The sequence below is a fragment of the Micromonospora sp. NPDC005257 genome, from assembly GCF_042872445.1.
Classification (GTDB): domain Bacteria; phylum Actinomycetota; class Actinomycetes; order Mycobacteriales; family Micromonosporaceae; genus Micromonospora.
Map to the genome: position 1 here is coordinate 88,302 of NZ_JBIAKL010000008.1, position 18,786 is coordinate 107,087.

At 72.6% G+C, this 18,786-nt stretch carries 21 protein-coding genes; 20 read left to right on the plus strand and 1 reads right to left on the minus strand.

What is annotated here, in order from left to right; genetic code table 11:
• Nucleotides 1-129 precede the first annotated feature (129 nt).
• From ftsY to ACFYO8_RS18215, 8 genes are all read left to right on the plus strand, one after another.
• Complete coding sequence (ftsY, locus tag ACFYO8_RS18180; RefSeq protein ID WP_355015017.1) at nt 130-1,320, plus strand: signal recognition particle-docking protein FtsY; 1,191 nt, start codon at nt 130-132, stop codon at nt 1,318-1,320.
• 8 nt (nt 1,321-1,328) lie between these two features.
• Nucleotides 1,329-2,192, plus strand: coding sequence for an aminoglycoside phosphotransferase family protein (locus tag ACFYO8_RS18185; protein WP_269701506.1), 864 nt, complete (start codon nt 1,329-1,331; stop codon nt 2,190-2,192).
• 167 nt (nt 2,193-2,359) lie between these two features.
• On the plus strand, nt 2,360-3,715 hold the full coding sequence (locus ACFYO8_RS18190; RefSeq protein WP_354865802.1) for an ammonium transporter: 1,356 nt from the start codon (nt 2,360-2,362) through the stop codon (nt 3,713-3,715).
• A 25-nt stretch (nt 3,716-3,740) separates the two neighbouring features.
• Nucleotides 3,741-4,079 carry a P-II family nitrogen regulator gene (locus ACFYO8_RS18195; protein WP_013284578.1) on the plus strand — a complete coding sequence of 113 codons (339 nt, stop codon included), beginning with the start codon at nt 3,741-3,743 and terminating at the stop codon, nt 4,077-4,079.
• Between the two features lie 17 nt (nt 4,080-4,096).
• On the plus strand, nt 4,097-6,358 hold the full coding sequence (locus tag ACFYO8_RS18200) for a [protein-PII] uridylyltransferase (protein WP_357707669.1): 2,262 nt from the start codon (nt 4,097-4,099) through the stop codon (nt 6,356-6,358).
• A 128-nt stretch (nt 6,359-6,486) separates the two neighbouring features.
• Nucleotides 6,487-6,966 (plus strand): ATP-binding cassette domain-containing protein, encoded by a 480-nt coding sequence (locus ACFYO8_RS18205; RefSeq protein ID WP_355015019.1) that lies wholly within the window; start codon nt 6,487-6,489, stop codon nt 6,964-6,966.
• Nucleotides 6,967-7,030: 64 nt separating this feature from the next.
• Complete coding sequence (ffh, locus tag ACFYO8_RS18210) at nt 7,031-8,584, plus strand: signal recognition particle protein (protein WP_355015020.1); 1,554 nt, start codon at nt 7,031-7,033, stop codon at nt 8,582-8,584.
• A gap of 91 nt (nt 8,585-8,675) precedes the next feature.
• Nucleotides 8,676-9,755 (plus strand): amidohydrolase family protein, encoded by a 1,080-nt coding sequence (locus tag ACFYO8_RS18215; RefSeq protein WP_354865788.1) that lies wholly within the window; start codon nt 8,676-8,678, stop codon nt 9,753-9,755.
• Nucleotides 9,756-9,767: 12 nt separating this feature from the next.
• Here the strand turns inward: ACFYO8_RS18215 and ACFYO8_RS18220 are convergent, their stop codons facing one another.
• Nucleotides 9,768-10,343: a TetR family transcriptional regulator gene (locus tag ACFYO8_RS18220; protein ID WP_354865786.1), complete on the minus strand. Its 576-nt coding sequence runs from the start codon at nt 10,341-10,343 to the stop codon at nt 9,768-9,770.
• A gap of 93 nt (nt 10,344-10,436) precedes the next feature.
• On the opposite strand from ACFYO8_RS18220, the gene proS reads away from it, so the two are divergent.
• The 12 genes from proS (at nt 10,437) to ACFYO8_RS18280 (ending at nt 18,761) form a co-directional block, all read left to right on the plus strand.
• Nucleotides 10,437-11,852: a proline--tRNA ligase gene (gene proS / locus ACFYO8_RS18225; protein ID WP_354865784.1), complete on the plus strand. Its 1,416-nt coding sequence runs from the start codon at nt 10,437-10,439 to the stop codon at nt 11,850-11,852.
• Nucleotides 11,853-11,901: 49 nt separating this feature from the next.
• On the plus strand, nt 11,902-12,522 hold the full coding sequence (locus ACFYO8_RS18230; protein ID WP_354865782.1) for a DUF402 domain-containing protein: 621 nt from the start codon (nt 11,902-11,904) through the stop codon (nt 12,520-12,522).
• A gap of 242 nt (nt 12,523-12,764) precedes the next feature.
• Nucleotides 12,765-13,241 carry a 30S ribosomal protein S16 gene (gene rpsP, locus ACFYO8_RS18235; RefSeq protein ID WP_354865780.1) on the plus strand — a complete coding sequence of 159 codons (477 nt, stop codon included), beginning with the start codon at nt 12,765-12,767 and terminating at the stop codon, nt 13,239-13,241.
• On the plus strand, nt 13,216-13,476 hold the full coding sequence (locus ACFYO8_RS18240) for an RNA-binding protein (RefSeq protein WP_030500803.1): 261 nt from the start codon (nt 13,216-13,218) through the stop codon (nt 13,474-13,476). Before rpsP ends, ACFYO8_RS18240 begins: the two co-directional genes overlap by 26 nt.
• Nucleotides 13,476-14,015, plus strand: coding sequence for a ribosome maturation factor RimM (gene rimM / locus ACFYO8_RS18245; protein WP_354865778.1), 540 nt, complete (start codon nt 13,476-13,478; stop codon nt 14,013-14,015). Before ACFYO8_RS18240 ends, rimM begins: the two co-directional genes overlap by 1 nt.
• A 27-nt stretch (nt 14,016-14,042) precedes the next feature.
• Nucleotides 14,043-14,831 (plus strand): tRNA (guanosine(37)-N1)-methyltransferase TrmD, encoded by a 789-nt coding sequence (gene trmD / locus ACFYO8_RS18250; protein WP_354865776.1) that lies wholly within the window; start codon nt 14,043-14,045, stop codon nt 14,829-14,831.
• 140 nt (nt 14,832-14,971) lie between these two features.
• Nucleotides 14,972-15,331, plus strand: coding sequence for a 50S ribosomal protein L19 (gene rplS / locus ACFYO8_RS18255; RefSeq protein WP_354865774.1), 360 nt, complete (start codon nt 14,972-14,974; stop codon nt 15,329-15,331).
• Between the two features lie 169 nt (nt 15,332-15,500).
• Nucleotides 15,501-16,382 (plus strand): signal peptidase I, encoded by an 882-nt coding sequence (lepB, locus tag ACFYO8_RS18260; protein WP_354865772.1) that lies wholly within the window; start codon nt 15,501-15,503, stop codon nt 16,380-16,382.
• A complete protein-coding gene (lepB, locus tag ACFYO8_RS18265; protein ID WP_354865770.1) occupies nt 16,379-17,011 on the plus strand; it encodes a signal peptidase I in 633 nt (210 codons plus the stop codon). The genes lepB (ACFYO8_RS18260) and lepB (ACFYO8_RS18265) overlap by 4 nt, the downstream gene beginning before the upstream one ends.
• Before the next feature lie 90 nt (nt 17,012-17,101).
• Entirely contained in the window at nt 17,102-17,569 is a 468-nt protein-coding gene (locus tag ACFYO8_RS18270; RefSeq protein ID WP_354865768.1) for an NUDIX domain-containing protein, read from the plus strand.
• Entirely contained in the window at nt 17,563-18,441 is an 879-nt protein-coding gene (locus tag ACFYO8_RS18275) for a ribonuclease HII (RefSeq protein WP_354865766.1), read from the plus strand. The genes ACFYO8_RS18270 and ACFYO8_RS18275 overlap by 7 nt, the downstream gene beginning before the upstream one ends.
• Nucleotides 18,438-18,761, plus strand: a complete 324-nt coding sequence (locus ACFYO8_RS18280; RefSeq protein WP_011905215.1) for a DUF2469 domain-containing protein — start codon at nt 18,438-18,440, stop codon at nt 18,759-18,761. The genes ACFYO8_RS18275 and ACFYO8_RS18280 overlap by 4 nt, the downstream gene beginning before the upstream one ends.
• The last annotated feature ends 25 nt before the right edge of the window (nt 18,762-18,786 follow it).

Consider the following 18,786-nt stretch of genomic DNA (forward strand, 5'->3'; position numbering starts at 1 on the left):
ATCGTTTCGGCTGTTTCCTACCCGGCCGGCGGTTGCGGTACGCCTTCCGGTGCGAGCGTACCCGCAGGTTGTTCGCGTGCCGAGGCGGTGAGTGGGACGCCGTCGCCGCCATCTGACAGGATTTCGGGCATGACGGAATACCTCCTCGTCGCTCTCGCCCTGCTCGGCGTGCTGATCATCGGCGGCCTGAGCCTCGTGGTGCCCCGGCTGCGCCGGCGCCCGCAGCCACCGCTGCCGCGCACGGAGGTCGACACCCGGACGGAGGAGGACCTGGCCGGCCCGCCGGTCGAGGCCCCGGAGGCGGAACTCACCACCGGCGTGGTGGTCGAGGCGCCGCCCGCCCCTCCGGTCGAGGCGCCCCCGGTCGAGGTGCCGGAGCCGACCGCCGGCCGGCTGGTCCGGCTGCGCTCGCGGCTGTCCCGCTCGCAGAACGTCTTCGGCAAGGGCCTGCTCGGCCTGCTCAGCCGCGATCGGCTGGACGAGGACACCTGGGAGGAGATCGAGGACAGCCTGATCACCGCCGACGTCGGCATCGACGCCACCCGCGACATCGTCGACCGGCTGCGTGAGCGGACCCGGGTGCTCGGCACCAGTACCGGGGAGGAACTGCGGGCGCTGCTCGCCGCCGAGCTGGTCAACGCGCTCGACCCGACGCTGGACCGCTCGCTGCGTACCGCGCCCAAGGAGGGCGTCCCGGCGGTGGTGCTCGTGGTCGGCGTCAACGGCGCAGGCAAGACCACCACCTGCGGCAAGATCGCCCGGGTGCTCGTCGCGGACGGCCGCAGCGTGCTGCTCGGCGCGGCCGACACGTTCCGGGCCGCCGCCGCCGACCAGCTGGAGACCTGGGGTGGCCGGGTGGGCGCCGAGACCGTCCGCGGGCCCGAGGCGGCCGACCCGGCGAGCGTCGCGTTCGACGCGGTCAAGCGCGGCATCGACACCGGCGTGGACACCGTGCTCATCGACACCGCCGGCCGGCTGCAGAACAAGATCGGCCTGATGGACGAGCTGGGCAAGGTCAAGCGGGTGGTGGAGAAGCACGGCCCGATCGACGAGACACTGCTGATCCTGGACGCCACCACCGGCCAGAACGGGCTGGAGCAGGCGCGGGTCTTCACCGAGGCGGTGAACGTCACCGGCGTGGTGCTGACCAAGCTCGACGGCACGGCCAAGGGCGGCATCGTGATCGCCGTGCAGCGCAAGCTCGGCATCCCGGTCAAGCTCGTCGGCCTCGGCGAGGGCAAGGACGACCTGGCCCCGTTCGACCCGGCACAGTTCGTCGACGCGCTGCTCGGCACCGAGCCGCTCGCCCGGGACGCGTAGCCTCTCCCGTGACGACTGACGATCGCGCCTACGCGGGGTGGCGCGACCCCAGCCACCCGTCGCCACGCCTCGGGAGACCGTACGTGACTTCGCAGGAGATCCCGCTGCACGGCGGGAACGTGAGCACCGTGGTCCGTGTGGGAGACACGGTCCGGCGCAACGCCGGCCCGTGGACGCCCTCCGTGCACGCGCTGCTGCGCCACCTGGAGTACGTCGGCTTCACCGGCGCTCCCCGGGCGCTCGGCATGGACGAGCGCAACCGGGAGGTCCTGTCGTACCTGGAGGGGGAGTGCGGGGAGTACCCGCTGGCCCCGCACTGGGTCACCGACGAGGCCCTGGTCACGGTGGCCACCATGCTGCGGATGTTCCACGACGCGCAGTACGGCTTCACCCCGCCGCCCGGGGCGGTCTGGCGCTCCTTCGGGCCGCCCCCGCCGGACACCGAGGTCATCTGTCACCACGACGCCGCGCCGCACAACGTGATCTGGCGGCCGGACGGCACGCTGGGTCTGATCGACTTCGACCTCGCCTCGCCCGGCGCCCGCATCTACGACGTGGCGTACGCGGCCTGGACCTGGGTGCCCATCTTCTCGGACCGCGACTCGATCACGCTCGGCTGGAAGCACCCGGACCGGCCGCGCCGGCTGCGGCTGTTCGCCGACGCGTACGGGCTGATCCCGCGTGACCGGCACCGGCTCATCCGGACCATCCGCAAGCGCATCGTCGACCACGTCGAGGGCATCCGGCGGATGGCCGCGGCCGGTGAGCCGGCGTTCGTCCGGATCGTCCACAAGGGCCACCTGCGTCGCCCTATGCGCGACCTGCGGCTGCTCGACTACGAGCGGCACCAGTTGGAGGCCGCGCTCCGCTGAGCAAGATCGGCGTTCTTCACACGCCGGAAACAACCCGTCACGTGTCGGAAATCGCGCGGTGTCGCTGAAGGAAACAGCCGGCGACAAAGCTTCCGCGCAACCGGCTGACGGGCGATGCTGCCAGGTCTTCAGCCGGAGGGAGGAATACGACAACGAGAGGAGGCAGCGTGGAGATCGACACCGGGAACACTGCCTGGTTGCTTGTCTCGACTGCCCTCGTGCTGCTCATGACCCCCGGTCTCGCGCTGTTCTACGGCGGACTGAACCGGTCCAAGGGCGTTCTGAACATGATGATGATGAGCTTCTCGTCCATCGGGCTCGTCAGCATCCTGTGGCTTTTCTACGGCTTCACCGTCGCCTTCGGCGAGGGCGGCAAGTTCTGGGGTGACCTGGGCCAGTACCTGGGCACCAAGACCTTCGTCGGCGAGAACGACCTGTGGGGCGAGACGGGCATCCCGATCTACGTCTTCATCGCCTTCCAGATGATGTTCGCGGTCATCACCGTGGCGCTGATCAGCGGTGCGCTCTCCGACCGGGTGAAGTTCGCCGGCTGGCTGCTGTTCGCGTTCGGCTGGGCCACCCTGGTCTACTTCCCGGTCGCCCACATGGTCTGGGGCGGCGGGCTGATCGGCGGCGACATCGGCGCGATCGACTTCGCCGGTGGTACCGCTGTGCACATCAACGCCGGCGCCGCGGCGCTCGCGCTGGTGCTCGTGCTCGGCAAGCGGGTCGGCTGGCCGCGCGAGAGCATGAAGCCGCACAACGTCCCGATGGTCGCCCTCGGCGCCGCGCTGCTGTGGTTCGGCTGGTTCGGCTTCAACGCCGGCTCCGAGCTGACCGCCGACGGGGTCACCGCGCTGGCGTTCATCAACACCCAGGTCGCCACCGCCGCGGCGCTGCTCGGCTGGATCGTGGTCGAGTGGGTGCGCGACGGCAAGCCGACCCTGGTCGGCGCCTCGTCCGGCGCCATCGCCGGTCTGGTCGCCATCACCCCGGCCTGTGCGTTCATCACCCCGGCCGCAGCGGTGCTGCTGGGCGTGGTGGCCGGTGCGGTCTGCGCCCTCGCGGTCGGCCTGAAGTACCGGCTCGGCTACGACGACTCCCTCGACGTGGTCGGCGTGCACTTCGTCGGCGGCTGGATCGGCTGCCTCTGGATCGGCCTGTTCGGCACCGCCTCGGTGAGCTCGCTGGTGGAGACCGACGGCCTGTTCGTCGGCGGCGACGCCACGCTGCTCGGCAAGCAGGCGCTCAGCGCGCTGATCGTCAGCGTCTACTCCTTCGTGGTCGCCTTCGTCCTGGGCTTCGTGATCGACAAGACGATCGGCCTCCGGGTCTCCGCCGAGGCCGAGGTCGACGGCATCGACATCGCCGAGCACGCGGAGAGCGGCTACGACCTGTCGCCCACCACGGGCAGCAGCGGTGGCGCGTTCGCGATGGCGGGGATCGGCGCCGGCAAGCCGGCCACGGAGCCCGCCGTCGAGACCGACGAGTCCGCGCCGGTAAGCGAGAAGGTCGCCGGTTAACGTTCCTGGGATGGAGGGGTTGGACATGAAGCTGGTGACCGCGGTCATCAAGCCGTACCAGCTGGACGCGGTGAAGGAGGCCCTGCACGCCCTCGGCGTGGCCGGGCTGACGGTCAGCGAGGTCCAGGGCTACGGCCGGCAGAAGGGGCACACCGAGGTCTACCGGGGTGCCGAGTACACGGTCGAGTTCCTGCCCAAGATCCGGGTCGAGGTGCTCACCGACGAGATGGACGTCGACAAGATCGTGGACGCGATCGTCGGCGCCGCCCGGACCGGCAAGATCGGCGACGGCAAGGTCTGGGTGACCGGCGTCGAGGAGGTCGTCCGGGTGCGTACCGGCGAGCGCGGGCTCGACGCCCTCTGATCGCCGGATCCGCCGACATGACCTCGTTGACCACCGCCACCGGCCCCTCCGGGGGTCCGGCGGTGGTCAACGAGGTCGTCGGCGTTCCCGCGGGCATCGGCGCGGCGGCCCGGACCGCGCGGGCCGCCGCGCTCGACGCCTGGCTGCGCCGGGCCTTCCCGGACCGCGACGGGGTCGCGCTCGTCGCGGTGGGCGGGCTGGGCCGCCGCCAGTGCGCCCCCTACGGCGACCTCGACCTGGTGCTGCTGCACGCCGGGGTGCCCGGCATCGACGAGCTGGCCGCGTCCCTGTGGTACCCGATCTGGGACGCCGGGCTGCGGCTGGACCACTCGGTGCGTACCGTCGCCGAGGCGCTGTCGGTGGCCCAGGACGACGTCAAGGTCGCCCTCGGACTGCTCGACGCCCGGCACGTGGCCGGCGACCCGGCGCTCACCGACCAGCTCGCCCGCACCGCCACGGACCACTGGCGGCGGACCGCGATCCGTCAGCTCCCCGGCCTGCGCGAGATCACCACCGCCCGCTGGGAGGCGCACGGCGAACTGGCGTTCCTGCTCGAAGGCGATCTCAAGGAGGCGGCCGGCGGGCTGCGCGACGTGGGCATCCTGCGCGCCATCGCCACCGCCGGGGTCACCGACGCGCTCCGCCCGGCCGTGTACGCGGCACACCGGCGGCTGCTGGACACCCGCGACGCGCTGCACCAGCAGGTGGGCCGCCGGGGCGACCGCGTGGTCGCGCAGGAACGCGACGGCGTGGCGCGGCTCCTCGGCGCCGAGGACGGCGACGCGCTGCTCCGGCTGGTGGCCGGCGACGCCCGCACCGTGAGTCACGCCCTCGACGACGCCTGGCGGGCCGCCGACCGGCTCCGCTCCGGCCGGCACCGCGCCGCGCCCGGCCGTCCGCTGCGCCGCCCGGTCGCCCGGGACGTGGTGGAGCAGGACGGGGAACTGGTGCTCGCCCGCACCGCGATCGGGGCCCGCCCCGACCCGAGCCTGTCGCTGCGCGTGGCCGCCGCTGCCGCCACCACCCGGCTGCCGATCGCGCGCGCCACCTGCGAGTGGCTGGCCGCGTACTGCCCGCCGCTGCCCGCGCCCTGGCCGCCGGCGGCCCGCGACGCGCTGATCACCCTGCTCGGCGCCGGTCCCGGCCTGGTGCCCGCCTGGGAGACCTGCGACAGGTACGGGCTGGTCGACCGCTGGCTGCCCGAGTGGACCCGGATGCGCAGCCTGCCCCAGCACAACCCGGTGCACCGGTTCACGCTCGACCGGCACCTGGTGCAGACCGCGTACGAGGCGAGCCGGCACACCCGCGACGTGGAACGACCCGACCTGCTGCTGCTCGGCGCGTTCCTGCACGACATCGGCAAGGGGCTGGAGGGAGACCACTCGACGGTGGGCGCGCCGCTGGCCGAGGCGGTCGCCACCCGGATCGGCCTGCCGCCGGACGAGGCGGCGCTCATCGGCACGCTGGTCCGGTTGCACCTGCTGCTGCCCGACGTGGCGACCCGGCGCGACCTGTCCGACCCGAAGACCGTCGCGGGTGTGGCCGAGCGCGTCGGTGACACCGGCACGCTGGAACTGTTGCACGCCCTGGTCCGCGCCGACGCCGCCGCCACCGGCCCGGCCGCCTGGTCCGGCTGGAAGGGCCGGCTCATCGCCGAACTGGTGAGCCGGGTGCGGACCACGCTGGACACCGGCGTGGTGCCCGCCCCGCCGGCCCCGGACCCGGCGCTCGTGGCCGGGCCACTGCCTGTCGTACACCTGGGGGAGGACCGGGTGTCGGTGGCCGCCGCCGACCGGCGCGGGCTTCTCGCGACGGTGGCCGGGTGCCTGGCGCTGCACCGCCTGGAGGTGATCTCCGCGGACGCCGCCACAGTCGACGGCCGCGCCCTGGTCGAGTGCCGGGTGCAGCCGCGTTACGGGCTGGCCCCGGACCCGATCGCGCTCAGCGCCGACCTGCGCCGCGCGGTCGGCGGCGACGTCTCGGTCATCCAGCGGCTGCGCGGCCGGGCGCTGGCCGCGCGCAGCCAGGGCGCCGCACCCCGTGTGGTCTGGCACCGGGAGGCGGCCACCGACGCGGTGCTGCTGGAGCTGCGGGCCGCCGACGCGGCCGGGCTGCTGTACCGGGTGACCTGTGCGCTGGACGAGGCGGGCGCCCAGGTGCGGGCGGCCCGGATCTCGACGCTGGGCGGCGACGTGGTGGACGCGTTCTACCTGGTCGGCGGCGGGCCCTCGGACGAGGAACGGGCCCGGATCGAGGCCGCCGTGCTGGGCGCCGTGTAGGGAAGGGCCCTTCTCGACGCCTCCGGTGGAGCAGGGGCCACTGTTGACAGAGCTACGTCCGCTGACGTACGCCGGGAGCCGCCGACGGGCCGACGCGCCGCGCGCTCGGCGGCGCGACGCTCGACGGCATGAACCTGCCAGTGCAGACCCAAGGGCCCAGCAAACGGTACGGCGGCCAGACCGCCGTACGCGATCTCGACCTGACCGTCCGGGCCGGCGAGGTGTACGGCTTCCTCGGCCCCAACGGCGCCGGCAAGACCACGACGCTGCGCATGCTGCTCGGCCTGGTCCGGCCCAGCGCGGGGACGGTGCGGCTGCTCGGCCGCACCCCCGGCGCCGGGCGGCTCACCGGCGTCGGCGCGCTGATCGAGGGGCCGGCCTTCTACCCGTACCTGTCGGGCCGGGACAACCTGCGCGTGCTGGCCCGCTACGCCGCTGATCCGGCGGCTCGGCGCGGCCGGCTGCACGGTCCTGGTCTCCAGTCACCTGCTCGGCGAGGTCGAGCAGATCTGCGACCGGATCGGCGTGATCGCCGGGCCCGTCCTCGGAAGGGAGCGGGCGCGGGGCGGCCGGGCCGGAGCGGGGGTGCGGGCGGCGGGCTACCCTAACGGTGGGCTGGACCACCGGCCCGGCAGCATGTGCCCGCCGGAAAACGACAAACGGGATGTTCGCGTGTTTGACACCTTGAGTGACCGCCTGTCCGGGATCTTCACCAAGCTCCGCGGCAAGGGCCGGCTCACCGACGCCGACATCGACGCCACCGCGCGCGAGATCCGGATGGCGTTGCTGGAGGCCGACGTCGCCCTGCCGGTGGTCAAGGGCTTCATCGCGAACGTCAAGGAGCGGGCGCGCGGCGCCGAGGTCTCCCAGGCGCTCAACCCGGCGCAGCAGATCGTCAAGATCGTCAACGAGGAGCTGATCAACATCCTCGGCGGCGAGGGGCGGCGGCTCCAGTTCGCCAAGAACCCGCCGACCGTGATCATGCTGGCCGGCCTCCAGGGTTCCGGCAAGACGACGCTCGCCGGCAAGCTGGCCCGCTGGCTCAAGAGCCAGGGCCACCAGCCGCTGCTCGTCGCCGCCGACCTCCAGCGTCCCAACGCCGTCGGGCAGCTCCAGGTGCTCGGTGGCCGGGCCGGGGTCGAGGTGTACGCCCCGGCGCCCGGCAACGGCGTCGGCGACCCGGTGCAGGTGGCCCGCGACTCGATCGAGCACGCCCGCCGCGCCGCCCGGGACATCGTCATCGTCGACACCGCCGGCCGGCTCGGTATCGACACCGAGATGATGCAGCAGGCCGCGAACATCCGCGACGCGGTCCAGCCCGACGAGGTCATCTTCGTCATCGACGCGATGGTCGGTCAGGACGCGGTGCGTACCGCCGAGGCGTTCCGCGACGGCGTCGGCATCACCGGCGTGGTGCTGTCCAAGCTCGACGGCGACGCCCGCGGTGGCGCCGCGCTGTCCGTCCGCGAGGTGACCGGCCAGCCGATCCTGTTCGCCTCCACCGGCGAGAAGCTGGAGGACTTCGACGTCTTCCACCCGGACCGGATGGCCAGCCGGATCCTCGGCATGGGCGACGTCCTCACTCTGATCGAGCAGGCCGAGGCGGCCTTCGACTCCGATCAGAAGGACAAGATGACCGCCAAGCTGATGGGCGGGGAGACCTTCACGCTGGAGGACTTCCTCGATCAGCTCATCGCGGTCCGGCGGATGGGCCCGATCGCCAACGTGCTGGCCATGATGCCGGGCATGGGGCAGATGAAGGACCAGCTCGCCGATCTGGACGACAAGCACTTCGACCGGGTCACCGCGATCATCAGGTCGATGACCCCGGCCGAGCGGACCAACCCGAAGATCATCAACGGCTCCCGCCGGGCCCGGATCGCGGGTGGCTCCGGCGTGACGGTCATGGACGTCAACCAGCTGCTCAACCGCTTCGCCGACGCGCAGAAGATGATGAAGCAGATGGGCGGCATGATGGGCCTGCCCGGCGGCGGGCGGCGCAAGGCGACCAAGTCGCCGAAGAACAAGCGCAAGGGCACCAAGGGTGGCGGGCGGCCGCGTACCGGTGCCGGGATGCCGGGCGGCTTCCCCGGTGGCATGCCGCAGCTCCCGCCGGGACTGGACCCGGGCGACCTGGCCGGTGGTCAGGGTCTGCCCCCGGGCTTCAAGCTCCCGAAGATCGACTTCAACAAGCTCGGCAAGGGCGGCGACAAGGACCCGCGCTAGCGTGTCGGTGGCGGTGGCTGACGCCGCGCTGACCGCGCGGCGCAACGACCTGCTCGCCCGCGGGGAGGACTGATCGGGTAGGACTGTGCACATGGCTCTGCACGTGCGCGGTGTGTTCCTTCCCGACGACGAGGTCCGGGACGTCTGGCTGGTCGGCGACCGGGTGACATTCGAACCGGTGCCCGGCGCCGAGACGGTGGCCGACGGCGGCTTCGTGCTGCCCGGCCTGACCGACGCGCACTGCCACATCGGCATCGCCCGCGGCGGCAGCCCGATCACCTCGCTCGACCAGGCCCGGGAACTGGCCCGGATCGACCGGGACGCGGGCGTGCTGGCCATCCGCGACGCCGGCTCGCCGTACCCGTACCCCGAACTGGAGGACGAGGCGGACCTGCCGCGACTGGCGCGCGCGGGCCGGCACGTCGCCCCGCCGAAGCGCTACCTGCGCGACATCGGCGTGGAGGTCGGCGCCGCCGAGGTGGCCGCGACAGTCGCCGCGCAGGCCGCGGCCGGCAACGGCTGGGTCAAGCTGGTCGGCGACTGGATCGACAGGGGAGTGGGCGACCTGGCGCCGGCCTGGGACGCCGACACCATGACCGCGGCGGTCGCCGCCGCGCACGCCGCCGGGGTACGCGCGGCGGTGCACACGTTCTCCGAGTCGGCGGTGGAGATCATGGTGCGGGCCGGGGTGGACTCGGTGGAGCACGGCACCGGGCTGAGTCTCGACCTGATCGACCTGATGGCCCGGCAGGGCACCGCGCTGGTCCCCACGATGATCAACATCAGGACCTTCGGCCACATCGCGGAGCAGGCGCGGGCGAAGTTCCCCGGGTACGCCGACCACATGCTCGCGCTGCGCGACCGCTTCCCCGAGGTGGTGCGGGCCGCGCACGAGGCCGGTGTGCCGATCTACGTGGGCACCGACGCGGGCGGCGGCATCGACCACGGTCTGGCGGCCGAGGAGATGCTGCTGCTGCACGAGCAGGCCGGGATGTCCGCGCCGGACGTGCTCGCTGCCGCGTCCTGGCGGGCCCGGGAGTGGCTCGGCTTCCCCGGGCTGGTCGAGGGCGGCCTCGCCGACCTGGTGGTCTACCCCGAGGACCCGCGCCGCGACCTGCGGGTGGTCCGGACGCCGAGCCGGATCGTGCTGCGCGGCCGAATCGTCCGCTGACCGGCCGCCGGCCTAGCGCTTCGCCGCCGCCATCAGGAACAGGCGTACCGCCACGTCGGCCAACCGGTCGGCGGTCTCGTCGACCGGCCCCCCGGGCAGCACGATGTGGCTCACCACCAGGCGTACGACGCTGTCCGCGGCGAACGCCAGAGCTGCCGGGTCGGCGTCCGGCAGGCGTGCGCCGGTCCACTTCAGCAGCGCCGCCGCGGCCTCGGCGAGCACCAGCTCGGACCGGGTGGTCAGGTACGGCAGCAGCTCATCCGAACCGCCCCGGGTGCTGGTCAGCACGGCCCGGACCAGCGGGTTCTCGGCTGCCGAGGCGAGGGTGCGGTGGATCGCCGCGTACGCGGCCGCGCGCACGTCGTAGTCGTGCTCGGCGAGTGCGGACCGGACCTGGCCGACGAAACGGTCCACCTCGTGCCGGGCCAGCGCCTCGCCCAGCCCGGCCTTGGTGCCGAACTCGTTGTAGACCGTCTGCCGGCTGACCCCGGCGGCGCGAGCCACCATGCCCATCCGGACGCGGTCCCAGCCGTAGGCGACGGTCTGCCCCCGAGCGGCCTCCACGATCGCGTCCCGCGTCTCACCCATAGCCGTCGAAGTCTACGGGTGCGCCGCCCGAAACGGCGCGGCCCGGCTCCCCCGCGCATCCGCGCCCCCGCACGGCGCATAGGATGTGCGGTCATGGCACGCGTGCTCACTCCCCGTGCGGAGGACTTTCCCCGCTGGTACCAGGACCTGATCGCCAAGGCGAAGCTGGCCGACAACGGCCCGGTCCGGGGGACCATGGTGATCCGACCGGCCGGCTACGCCATCTGGGAGCGGATGCAGGCCGAGATGGACGCCCGGATCAAGGCGGCCGGCGCGGAGAACGCCTACTTCCCGCTGTTCATCCCGGAGAGCTACCTCAAGCGGGAGGCCGAGCACGTCGAGGGCTTCTCGCCGGAGCTGGCGGTGGTGACGCACGGTGGCGGCAAGCAGCTCGCCGAGCCGGTGGTGGTCCGCCCCACGAGCGAGACGGTCATCGGCGAGTTCATGGCCAAGTGGATCGACTCGTACCGCGACCTGCCGCTGCTGCTCAACCAGTGGGCCAACGTGGTCCGGTGGGAGCTGCGCCCGCGGATCTTCCTGCGCACCAGCGAGTTCCTCTGGCAGGAGGGGCACACCGCGCACGCCACCCGGGACGACGCCCGCGCCTACGCCCGGCGGATCCTGCACGAGGCGTACGAGGACCTGATGGTCAACGTGCTCGGCATCCCGGTGGTGGTCGGCCTGAAGACCGCCCGGGAGCGCTTCGCCGGCGCGACCGCCACGTACACGTGCGAGGGCATGATGGGCGACGGCAAGGCGCTCCAGCTGGGCACCAGCCACGAGCTGGGGCAGAACTTCGCCAAGGCGTTCGACATCAGCTACTCCTCGGCCGAGGGCGGCCGGGAGCACGCGTGGACCACCTCCTGGGGCACGTCGACCCGGATGCTCGGCGGCCTGATCATGTGCCACGGCGACGACAACGGGCTGCGGGTGCCGCCGAAGCTGGCGCCGGTGCAGGCGTACGTGATGATCGTCAAGGACGGCGAGGGCCCTGGCGGCCCTGCCGAGGCGGCACAAAAGCTCTGTGACGCGCTGCGCGACGCCGGGGTGCGGGTGGCGCTGGACGACCGGACCGACACCGCGTTCGGCCGCCGTGCCGTCGACGCCGAGCTGCGCGGCTACCCGGTCCGCGTCGAGGTCGGCCCGCGTGACCTGGCCGCCGGCAACGCGGTGGTGGTCCGGCGTACGGACGGCTCGAAGGCCCCGACGCCGGTGGCCGACGTGGTCGGCGCGGTCCTGGCCGCGCTGGAGGCCGACCAGCGGGCGCTGCACGACCAGGCGCTGGAGTTCCGCCGGTCCCGCACCGTCGAGGTGTCGACGCTTGCCGAGGCGATCGAGGCGTCCGCCACCGGCTGGGCGCGGGTGCCGTGGTCGGCGGTCGGCGTCGAGGGCGAGGCCGAGGCGAACGGCCAGGGCGTGACGGTCCGCTGCCTGGTGCGCGCCGACGGCTCGGTGCCGGACTCGGAGGACGAGCCCGACCTGGTGGCGATCCTCGCCCGCGCCTACTGAGGTGCGGCCCGGCGATCCTTCCGGCCGGTTCGAGCCGGGGCGGCTGATCATGCACCGGAACGTGCGGCACGGCCGGATCGGCTGGGTCCGGTCGGCCCGGGTGGTCTCCGACGACGAGCGTGGGCTGCTGCTCTGGGTGGCGCGGGACACGCCCGTCGCGCACGAGGTGACAGCCGCCGGCCTGGGCATGCGGGCCGTGCCGTTCACCGAGTGGGCGACGTCGTCCTACCGGCTCGCGCGGGGGCGGTGGAACGGCCCGCCGGTGCTGGAGTTCCTGCCGGCGGGCGCCGCCCACTCCGTCTGGTGGTTCCGCGACGCGGCGGGCCGATTCCAGAACTGGTACGTCAACCTGGAGGAGCCCGGCGTCCGCTGGGACGACGGCACGGTGGCCGGCGTCGACATGATCGACCAGGACCTCGACGTGGTGGTCCGTCCGGACCTGAGCTGGGAGTGGAAGGACGAGGACGAGTTCGCCGAGCGGCTGGCCCTCCCGGAGCACTACTGGGTGACCGACGAGAAGGCGGTACGCGCCGAGGGCGAGCGGGTGATCCGGATCGCCGAGGCGGGGGAGTTCCCGTTCGACGGCACCTGGTGCGACTTCACCCCACCTCCGGAATGGGACGTACCGGACGAATTTCCGCCCGGGTGGGACCGCCCGCCGGTGCGCTGAACCGGTGTCCTCCGTCACGGCCCGACCCGCCCCGGGCGTGATGTCCGGGTCCGGTGTGAGAGTTCCGGGCCGCATCTGGCAGAATGGACCGCTGGTATCCGGCGCGCGTCCGGCGCCCTCTAACCCGGGCGCGTCGCCAGTTCACCGAGCAGTCTCCGGCCCAAACCCCACTGTGCCGGTCGGCGCTCACCCGCCACACCGCCCGAACGGGCCGGTGAGATCGCAACAGGAGCGAAACAACTGTGGCCGTAAAGATCCGGCTCCTGCGGATGGGCAAGATCCGCAACCCGCAGTACCGCATCGTCATCGCCGACTCGCGCACCAAGCGTGACGGTCGCGCGATCGAGTTCGTCGGTGTGTACCAGCCGAAGGAAGACCCTTCGGTGATCGAGGTCAAGTCGGAGCGGGTCCAGTACTGGCTGTCGGTCGGCGCCCAGCCGAGCGAGGCCGTGCAGCGCCTGCTGGAGCTGACCGGTGACTGGCAGAAGTTCAAGGGCCTGCCGGCCCCGCCGCCGCTGAAGGTCGCCCCCGAGCGGGCCGACCGCAAGGCGGCGTACGAGGCCGAGGCGAAGGCCGCCGCCGGCGTGGCGGACACCCCGGCCAAGCCGGCCAAGAAGGCCGCCAAGCCGGAGACCGCCAAGCCGGAGGCCGAGGCGCCGAAGACCGAGGCCCCCAAGGCCGAGGAGCAGACCGGTGCCGAGTCCGGCGAGCAGGCCTGACATGGCACTGCGTCCCGCCCTGGAGCACCTGGTCAAGGGCATCGTCGACCACCCGGACGACGTCCGGGTGCGCATGGTCGACTCCCGTCGGGGCAAGCGCCTCGAAGTCCGCGTGCACCCCGAGGACCTCGGCACGGTGATCGGGCGGTCCGGCCGGACCGCCAAGGCACTGCGCCAGGTGATCGGCTCCATCGGCGGGCGTGGGGTACGCGTCGACATCGTCGACTCGTACTGATGCTTCTCGTCGTCGGCCGGATCGGCAAACCGCACGGCATCCGCGGTGAGGTCACCGTGGAAGTGCGCACCGATGAGCCCGAAGCACGGTTCGCCCCCGGTTCGGTGTTGACCACCGAGCCGGGGGTGACCCCGTCGGAGCCCGGCGCCTGGCGGGTGCCGCCGACGCTGACCGTCGAGTCGGCCCGCTGGCACCAGGGCCGCCTGCTGGTGGTCTTCGAGGGCGTGCTGGGCCGCGACGTCGCCGAGGCGTTGCGCAACACGCTGCTCGGCGTGGACAGCGCCGACGTCAACCCGCCGGAGGACCCGGAGGAGTTCCACGACCACCAGCTGGTCGGGCTCGCCGTGGTGACCCGGGACGGGGAGCACGTGGGCGAGGTGACCCGCATCGACCACGCGCCCGCGTCGGACCTGCTGGTGCTGCGGCGTCCCGACGGGCGTACCGCGCTTGTCCCGTTCGTCAAGACGATCGTGCCCGAGGTGGATCTGGCCGGCGGTCGCGTCGTCGTCGACCTGCCCGGTGGCCTGCTCGATCTCTAGCTCTCGACCTCCGGCTGGAGCCACCGCATGCGCGTCGACATCGTGTCGATCTTCCCCGAGTACTTCGCCCCGCTGGACCTGTCGCTCATCGGCAGGGCCCGCGCGAACGGCACGCTGCGGCTGGCCGTACACGATCTGCGGACCTGGACCCACGACGTGCACCGCACCGTCGACGACACGCCCTACGGCGGCGGTCCCGGCATGGTCATGCGGCCGGAGCCGTGGGGTGAGGCGCTGGACGCGCTGGCGCCCGGTGAGCTGAGCCCGGACGGGCACACGCTGCCCCGGCTGCTCGTGCCGTCGCCCGCGGGCGTCCCGTTCACCCAGGCCATGGCGCACGAGCTGGCCGCCGAGTCGCACCTGCTGTTCGCCTGCGGCCGGTACGAGGGCATCGACCAGCGGGTGCTGGAGCACGCCGCGAGCCGGATGCCGGTGACCGAGGTCTCCCTCGGCGACTACGTGCTGTTCGGCGGCGAGGTGGCGGTGCTGGTGATGCTGGAGGCGGTCACCCGGCTGCTGCCCGGCGTGCTGGGCAACGCCGGGTCGCTGGACGAGGAGTCGCACGCGCACGGCCTGCTGGAGGCCCCGCTGTACACGAAGCCGGCGAGCTGGCGCGGGCTGGACGTGCCCGAGGTGCTGCGCTCCGGCGACCACGCCCGGATCGACCGCTGGCGGCGGGACGAGTCGCTGCTGCGGACCGCGGCCCGGCGCCCCGACATGATCGAAGCGCTGGCCCCCGGGACGCTCGACGGGCGGGACCGGGCCGCGCTGGACCGGGGCGGATTTTCCTCGTCACCGGGGCATGTGGCAAAGTAGAGGGGTTGCCGCATCCGCCCACGCCGTGAGCGGATGCGAGGACCCTCGGCCGGGGCCGGTCTCGCCGGTCGCCCGGGGGTCAGAATCACCCATCCGCGCATCGACTGACGATGCGCCGTGAGCCTCACGAGGACGCAGCGATGAACATCCTGGACGCCCTTGACGCCCAGTCGAAGCGTACCGACCTGCCCGACTTCCGTGCCGGTGACACCGTCAAGGTGCACGCGCGGGTCGTCGAGGGCAACCGGTCCCGGGTCCAGATCTTCCAGGGCGTCGTCATCCGCCGCCAGGGTGACGGTCTGCGCGAGACCTTCTCGGTCCGCAAGGTCAGCTTCGGCGTCGGCGTGGAGCGGACCTACCCGCTCAACGGCCCGGGCATCGACCGGATCGAGATCGTGACCCGCGGTGACGTGCGTCGCGCCAAGCTCTACTACCTGCGTGAGCTGCGCGGCAAGAAGGCCAAGATCAAGGAGCTGCGGGAGAAGCAGCCGGCGAACTGAATTCCCGTACGCCACGCCGCCCGAGCTGCGCGGATGTCGTATCGACCGGATCGCATTACTCTGGTCGGTACGGGCGCGACCGGACGGTGCGAAACGGTCCACTACCGCCCGTGGGGTCTCCGAGGGGACTCCCGGGCGGTAGTGTCGTTTCCGCGGACCGGAGAGTGGCATGGTGCAGATGGTTGACGAGGACGGCGCCGCCGACCCCTGGCGCCGACGGGCCCGGCGTGGCCGCCGCCAGATGCCGCTCTGGCAGGAGTTGCCGCTGCTGCTGATCGTGGCGTTCTGCCTCGCGGTGCTGATCCGCACGTTCCTGCTCCAGGCGTTCTTCATCCCGTCCGGGTCGATGGAGGACACGCTGCTCATCGGCGACCGGGTGCTCGTCAACAAGGTCGTCTACGACGTCCGCGATCCGGTCCGCGGCGAGGTGGTGGTCTTCCGGGGTACCGACCGCTGGGTCGCCCAGGAGGCGCCCGCGCCGCCGGCCAACTTCGCCGGCCGGGTCGGCCGTACGCTCGGCGACCTGGTGGGCGTCAGCCGCCCCGGCGAGAAGGACTTCATCAAGCGCGTCATCGGCGTACCGGGCGACAAGATCTGGTGCTGCGACGACGGCCGGGTGGTGGTCAACGGGGTGCCGCTGGACGAGCAGGCGTACGTCTCCGAGGACTCCCCGGTCGAGCTGCCGCCCAATCCCAAGGAGTGCCGGTCGCGGCAGTTCACCGAGGTGGTGGTGCCGCCGGGGCAGATCTTCGTGATGGGGGACCACCGGCTGGTCTCGCAGGACGCCCGGTGTCAGGGGCCGGTGCCGATCGAGAACGTGGTCGGCCGCGCCTTCATGATCGTCTGGCCGTCGCAGCGATGGACCACCCTGCCCGTACCGGAGACGTTCACCAGCGTGCCGCGCGCGGAGGCCGCGCCGGCCCGGCCGGTCCCGGTGGATCCCGACCCGCTCGGCGGGGTCGTCCTGATCCTTCCGGTCGCGGCGACGCTCACCGTTCTGGCGGGTTCGGGACGACCGCGCCGCACCGGGCGACGTAGGCTCCTCCCGTGATCGACGAGCAGACCGAGAAGCCCCGCAGCTCCTTCTGGAAGGAGCTGCCCATCCTCCTGGGCGTGGCGATTCTGGTCGCGGTGCTGGTGCGTGCCTTCGTGCTGCAGACCTTCTTCATCCCGTCACCGTCCATGGAGAACACTCTCAAGATCGACGACCGGGTGCTTGTCAACAAGCTGGTCTACGACTTCCGCTCGCCGCACCGGGGGGAGGTGATCGTCTTCAAGGCGCCCACCGAGTGGAGCGGCAACCCCGACGGCGAGGACTTCATCAAGCGGGTGATCGGCGTCGGCGGCGATCACGTGGTCTGCTGCGACCGCACCGGCGGACAGGAGCGGCTGGTCGTCAACGGCAAGCCGATCGACGAGCCGTTCATCTTCCCCGGCAACAAGCCCGCCGACCAGGACTTCGACATCACCGTGCCGAAGGGGCGCCTGTGGGTCATGGGTGACCACCGGGAGGCGTCCGGCGACTCGCTCGAGCACTGGCAGCAGTCAGGCGAGGACATCAACGTCGCCACCATCCCCGAGGGCGAGGTCGTCGGGCGGGCCTTCACGATCTTCTGGCCGGTCAGCCGCGCGACCTGGCTCACCGTGCCCGAGCAGTTCGACGGGATCCCCAATCCCTGAGCGGGCCCGCGCCACGCGCCGGCACGTCGGCCCGGCGCCGGCGGCGGAGGGGCGTGGTCGTTCGTCACAGGCGTCTGGCAGGCTGTTCCGGTGACTGTCTTCACCCCTCGTCGCGCGGCCCGGGTGCTGCTGGTCGACGCGTCCGACCGGGTGCTGCTGTTCGAGGGCAGTGATCCGGCCCGGCCGGGCCACCGCTACTGGTTCACGCCCGGCGGCGGGCTGGAGCCGGGGGAGCCCCCGGCCGACGGCGCCGCCCGGGAGTTGGCCGAGGAGACCGGCCTGCGGCTGGCCCCGGCCGAGCTGGGCACGCCGGTCTGGTCGGACACCGTCGAGTTCCCGTTCGACGGTGTCTGGTATCGCCAGGAGCAGCAGTTCTACCTGGTCCGGGTGTCGGGCTGGGAGGTCGACACCGCGGGCTTCAACGACGTCGAACGGGCGAGCGTGCACGGGCACCGCTGGTGGCCGGTCGCCGAGCTGGCCGCCTGCGCCGAGCGCTACTACCCGCCGGACCTGCCCGGCCGGCTCGGCGCCGTACTGGCGGGAGGCGGCGCATGCTGACCCCGCCGCGCACCGTGGTCCGCCGTGACGGCGGCCTCTACGCGCTGGAGCGGGCCCTGCAGCGGCGCGGCTTCCGGCACGTGGCGGGCGCCGACGAGGCCGGTCGTGGCGCCTGCGCCGGGCCGCTCGTGGCCGCCGCCGCGATCCTGCCCGAGGGCCGGCGCGGCGAGATCGACGAGCTGGCCGACTCGAAGCTGCTCACCGCCGCCGCCCGCGAGCGCGTCTACGAGCAGGTGGTGGCACGGGCCCTGGCGTACGCCGTGGTCGTCATCCCGGCCGAAGAGGTCGACGCGCGCGGGCTGCACGTGTGCAACCTCGCCGCGATGCGGCGGGCGCTCGCCTCGCTCACCACCCGCCCGGAGTACGTGCTGACCGACGGCTTCGGCGTCGACGGGCTGGACGTGCCGGGCCTGGCGGTCTGGAAGGGCGACCGGGTGGCCGCGTGTGTGGCGGCGGCGAGCGTGCTGGCGAAGGTCACCCGGGACCGGATCATGGTGGAGCTGGACGGGCGGTTCCCCGGCTACGGGTTCGCCGAGCACAAGGGCTACATCACCGCCGAGCACAGCGCCGCCCTGCGCGCGCTCGGGCCCTGCCGGGAACACCGCTTCTCGTACGTGAACGTGGCCGCCGTCTCCGGACGGGACGGCCGGCCTCCCCGCGCCCGCCGCCCGGCGGGTGACGCCGGCGGGGCGCCGCCCGAGCCCGTGGCCGGGCTGCCGGGCCTGGGGCCCGGCGTGTTCGCCGGCCGCCCAGACGAGCCGATGGGGCGCGGCGGCGCGTCAGGGGGTACCGTCGGCGTGGCGTTGGGCGAGCAGCCGCGACCTCCGGCGTCGGTGGGGGAAGATGTGGTCATGGAAGGCGGAGTGCGATGAGCGCGGAAGATCTCGAAAAGTACGAGACCGAGATGGAGCTGCAGCTCTACCGGGAGTACCGCGACATCGTCCGCCAGTTCTCCTACGTGGTGGAGACCGAGCGCCGTTTCTACCTGGCCAACCAGGTCGACCTGCACGTGCGCAACTCCGACGGCGAGGTCTACTTCGAGGTCGAGATGCACGACGCCTGGGTGTGGGACATGTACCGTCCTGCCCGTTTCGTCAAGAATGTTCGAGTGATGACGTTCAAGGACGTCAATGTGGAAGAGCTCGAAAAGCCCGACATCTCGCTTCCCGCAGATTCCGGATTCGGGAGCTGACCGCAGGCGGCGGAACGCTCCCGGA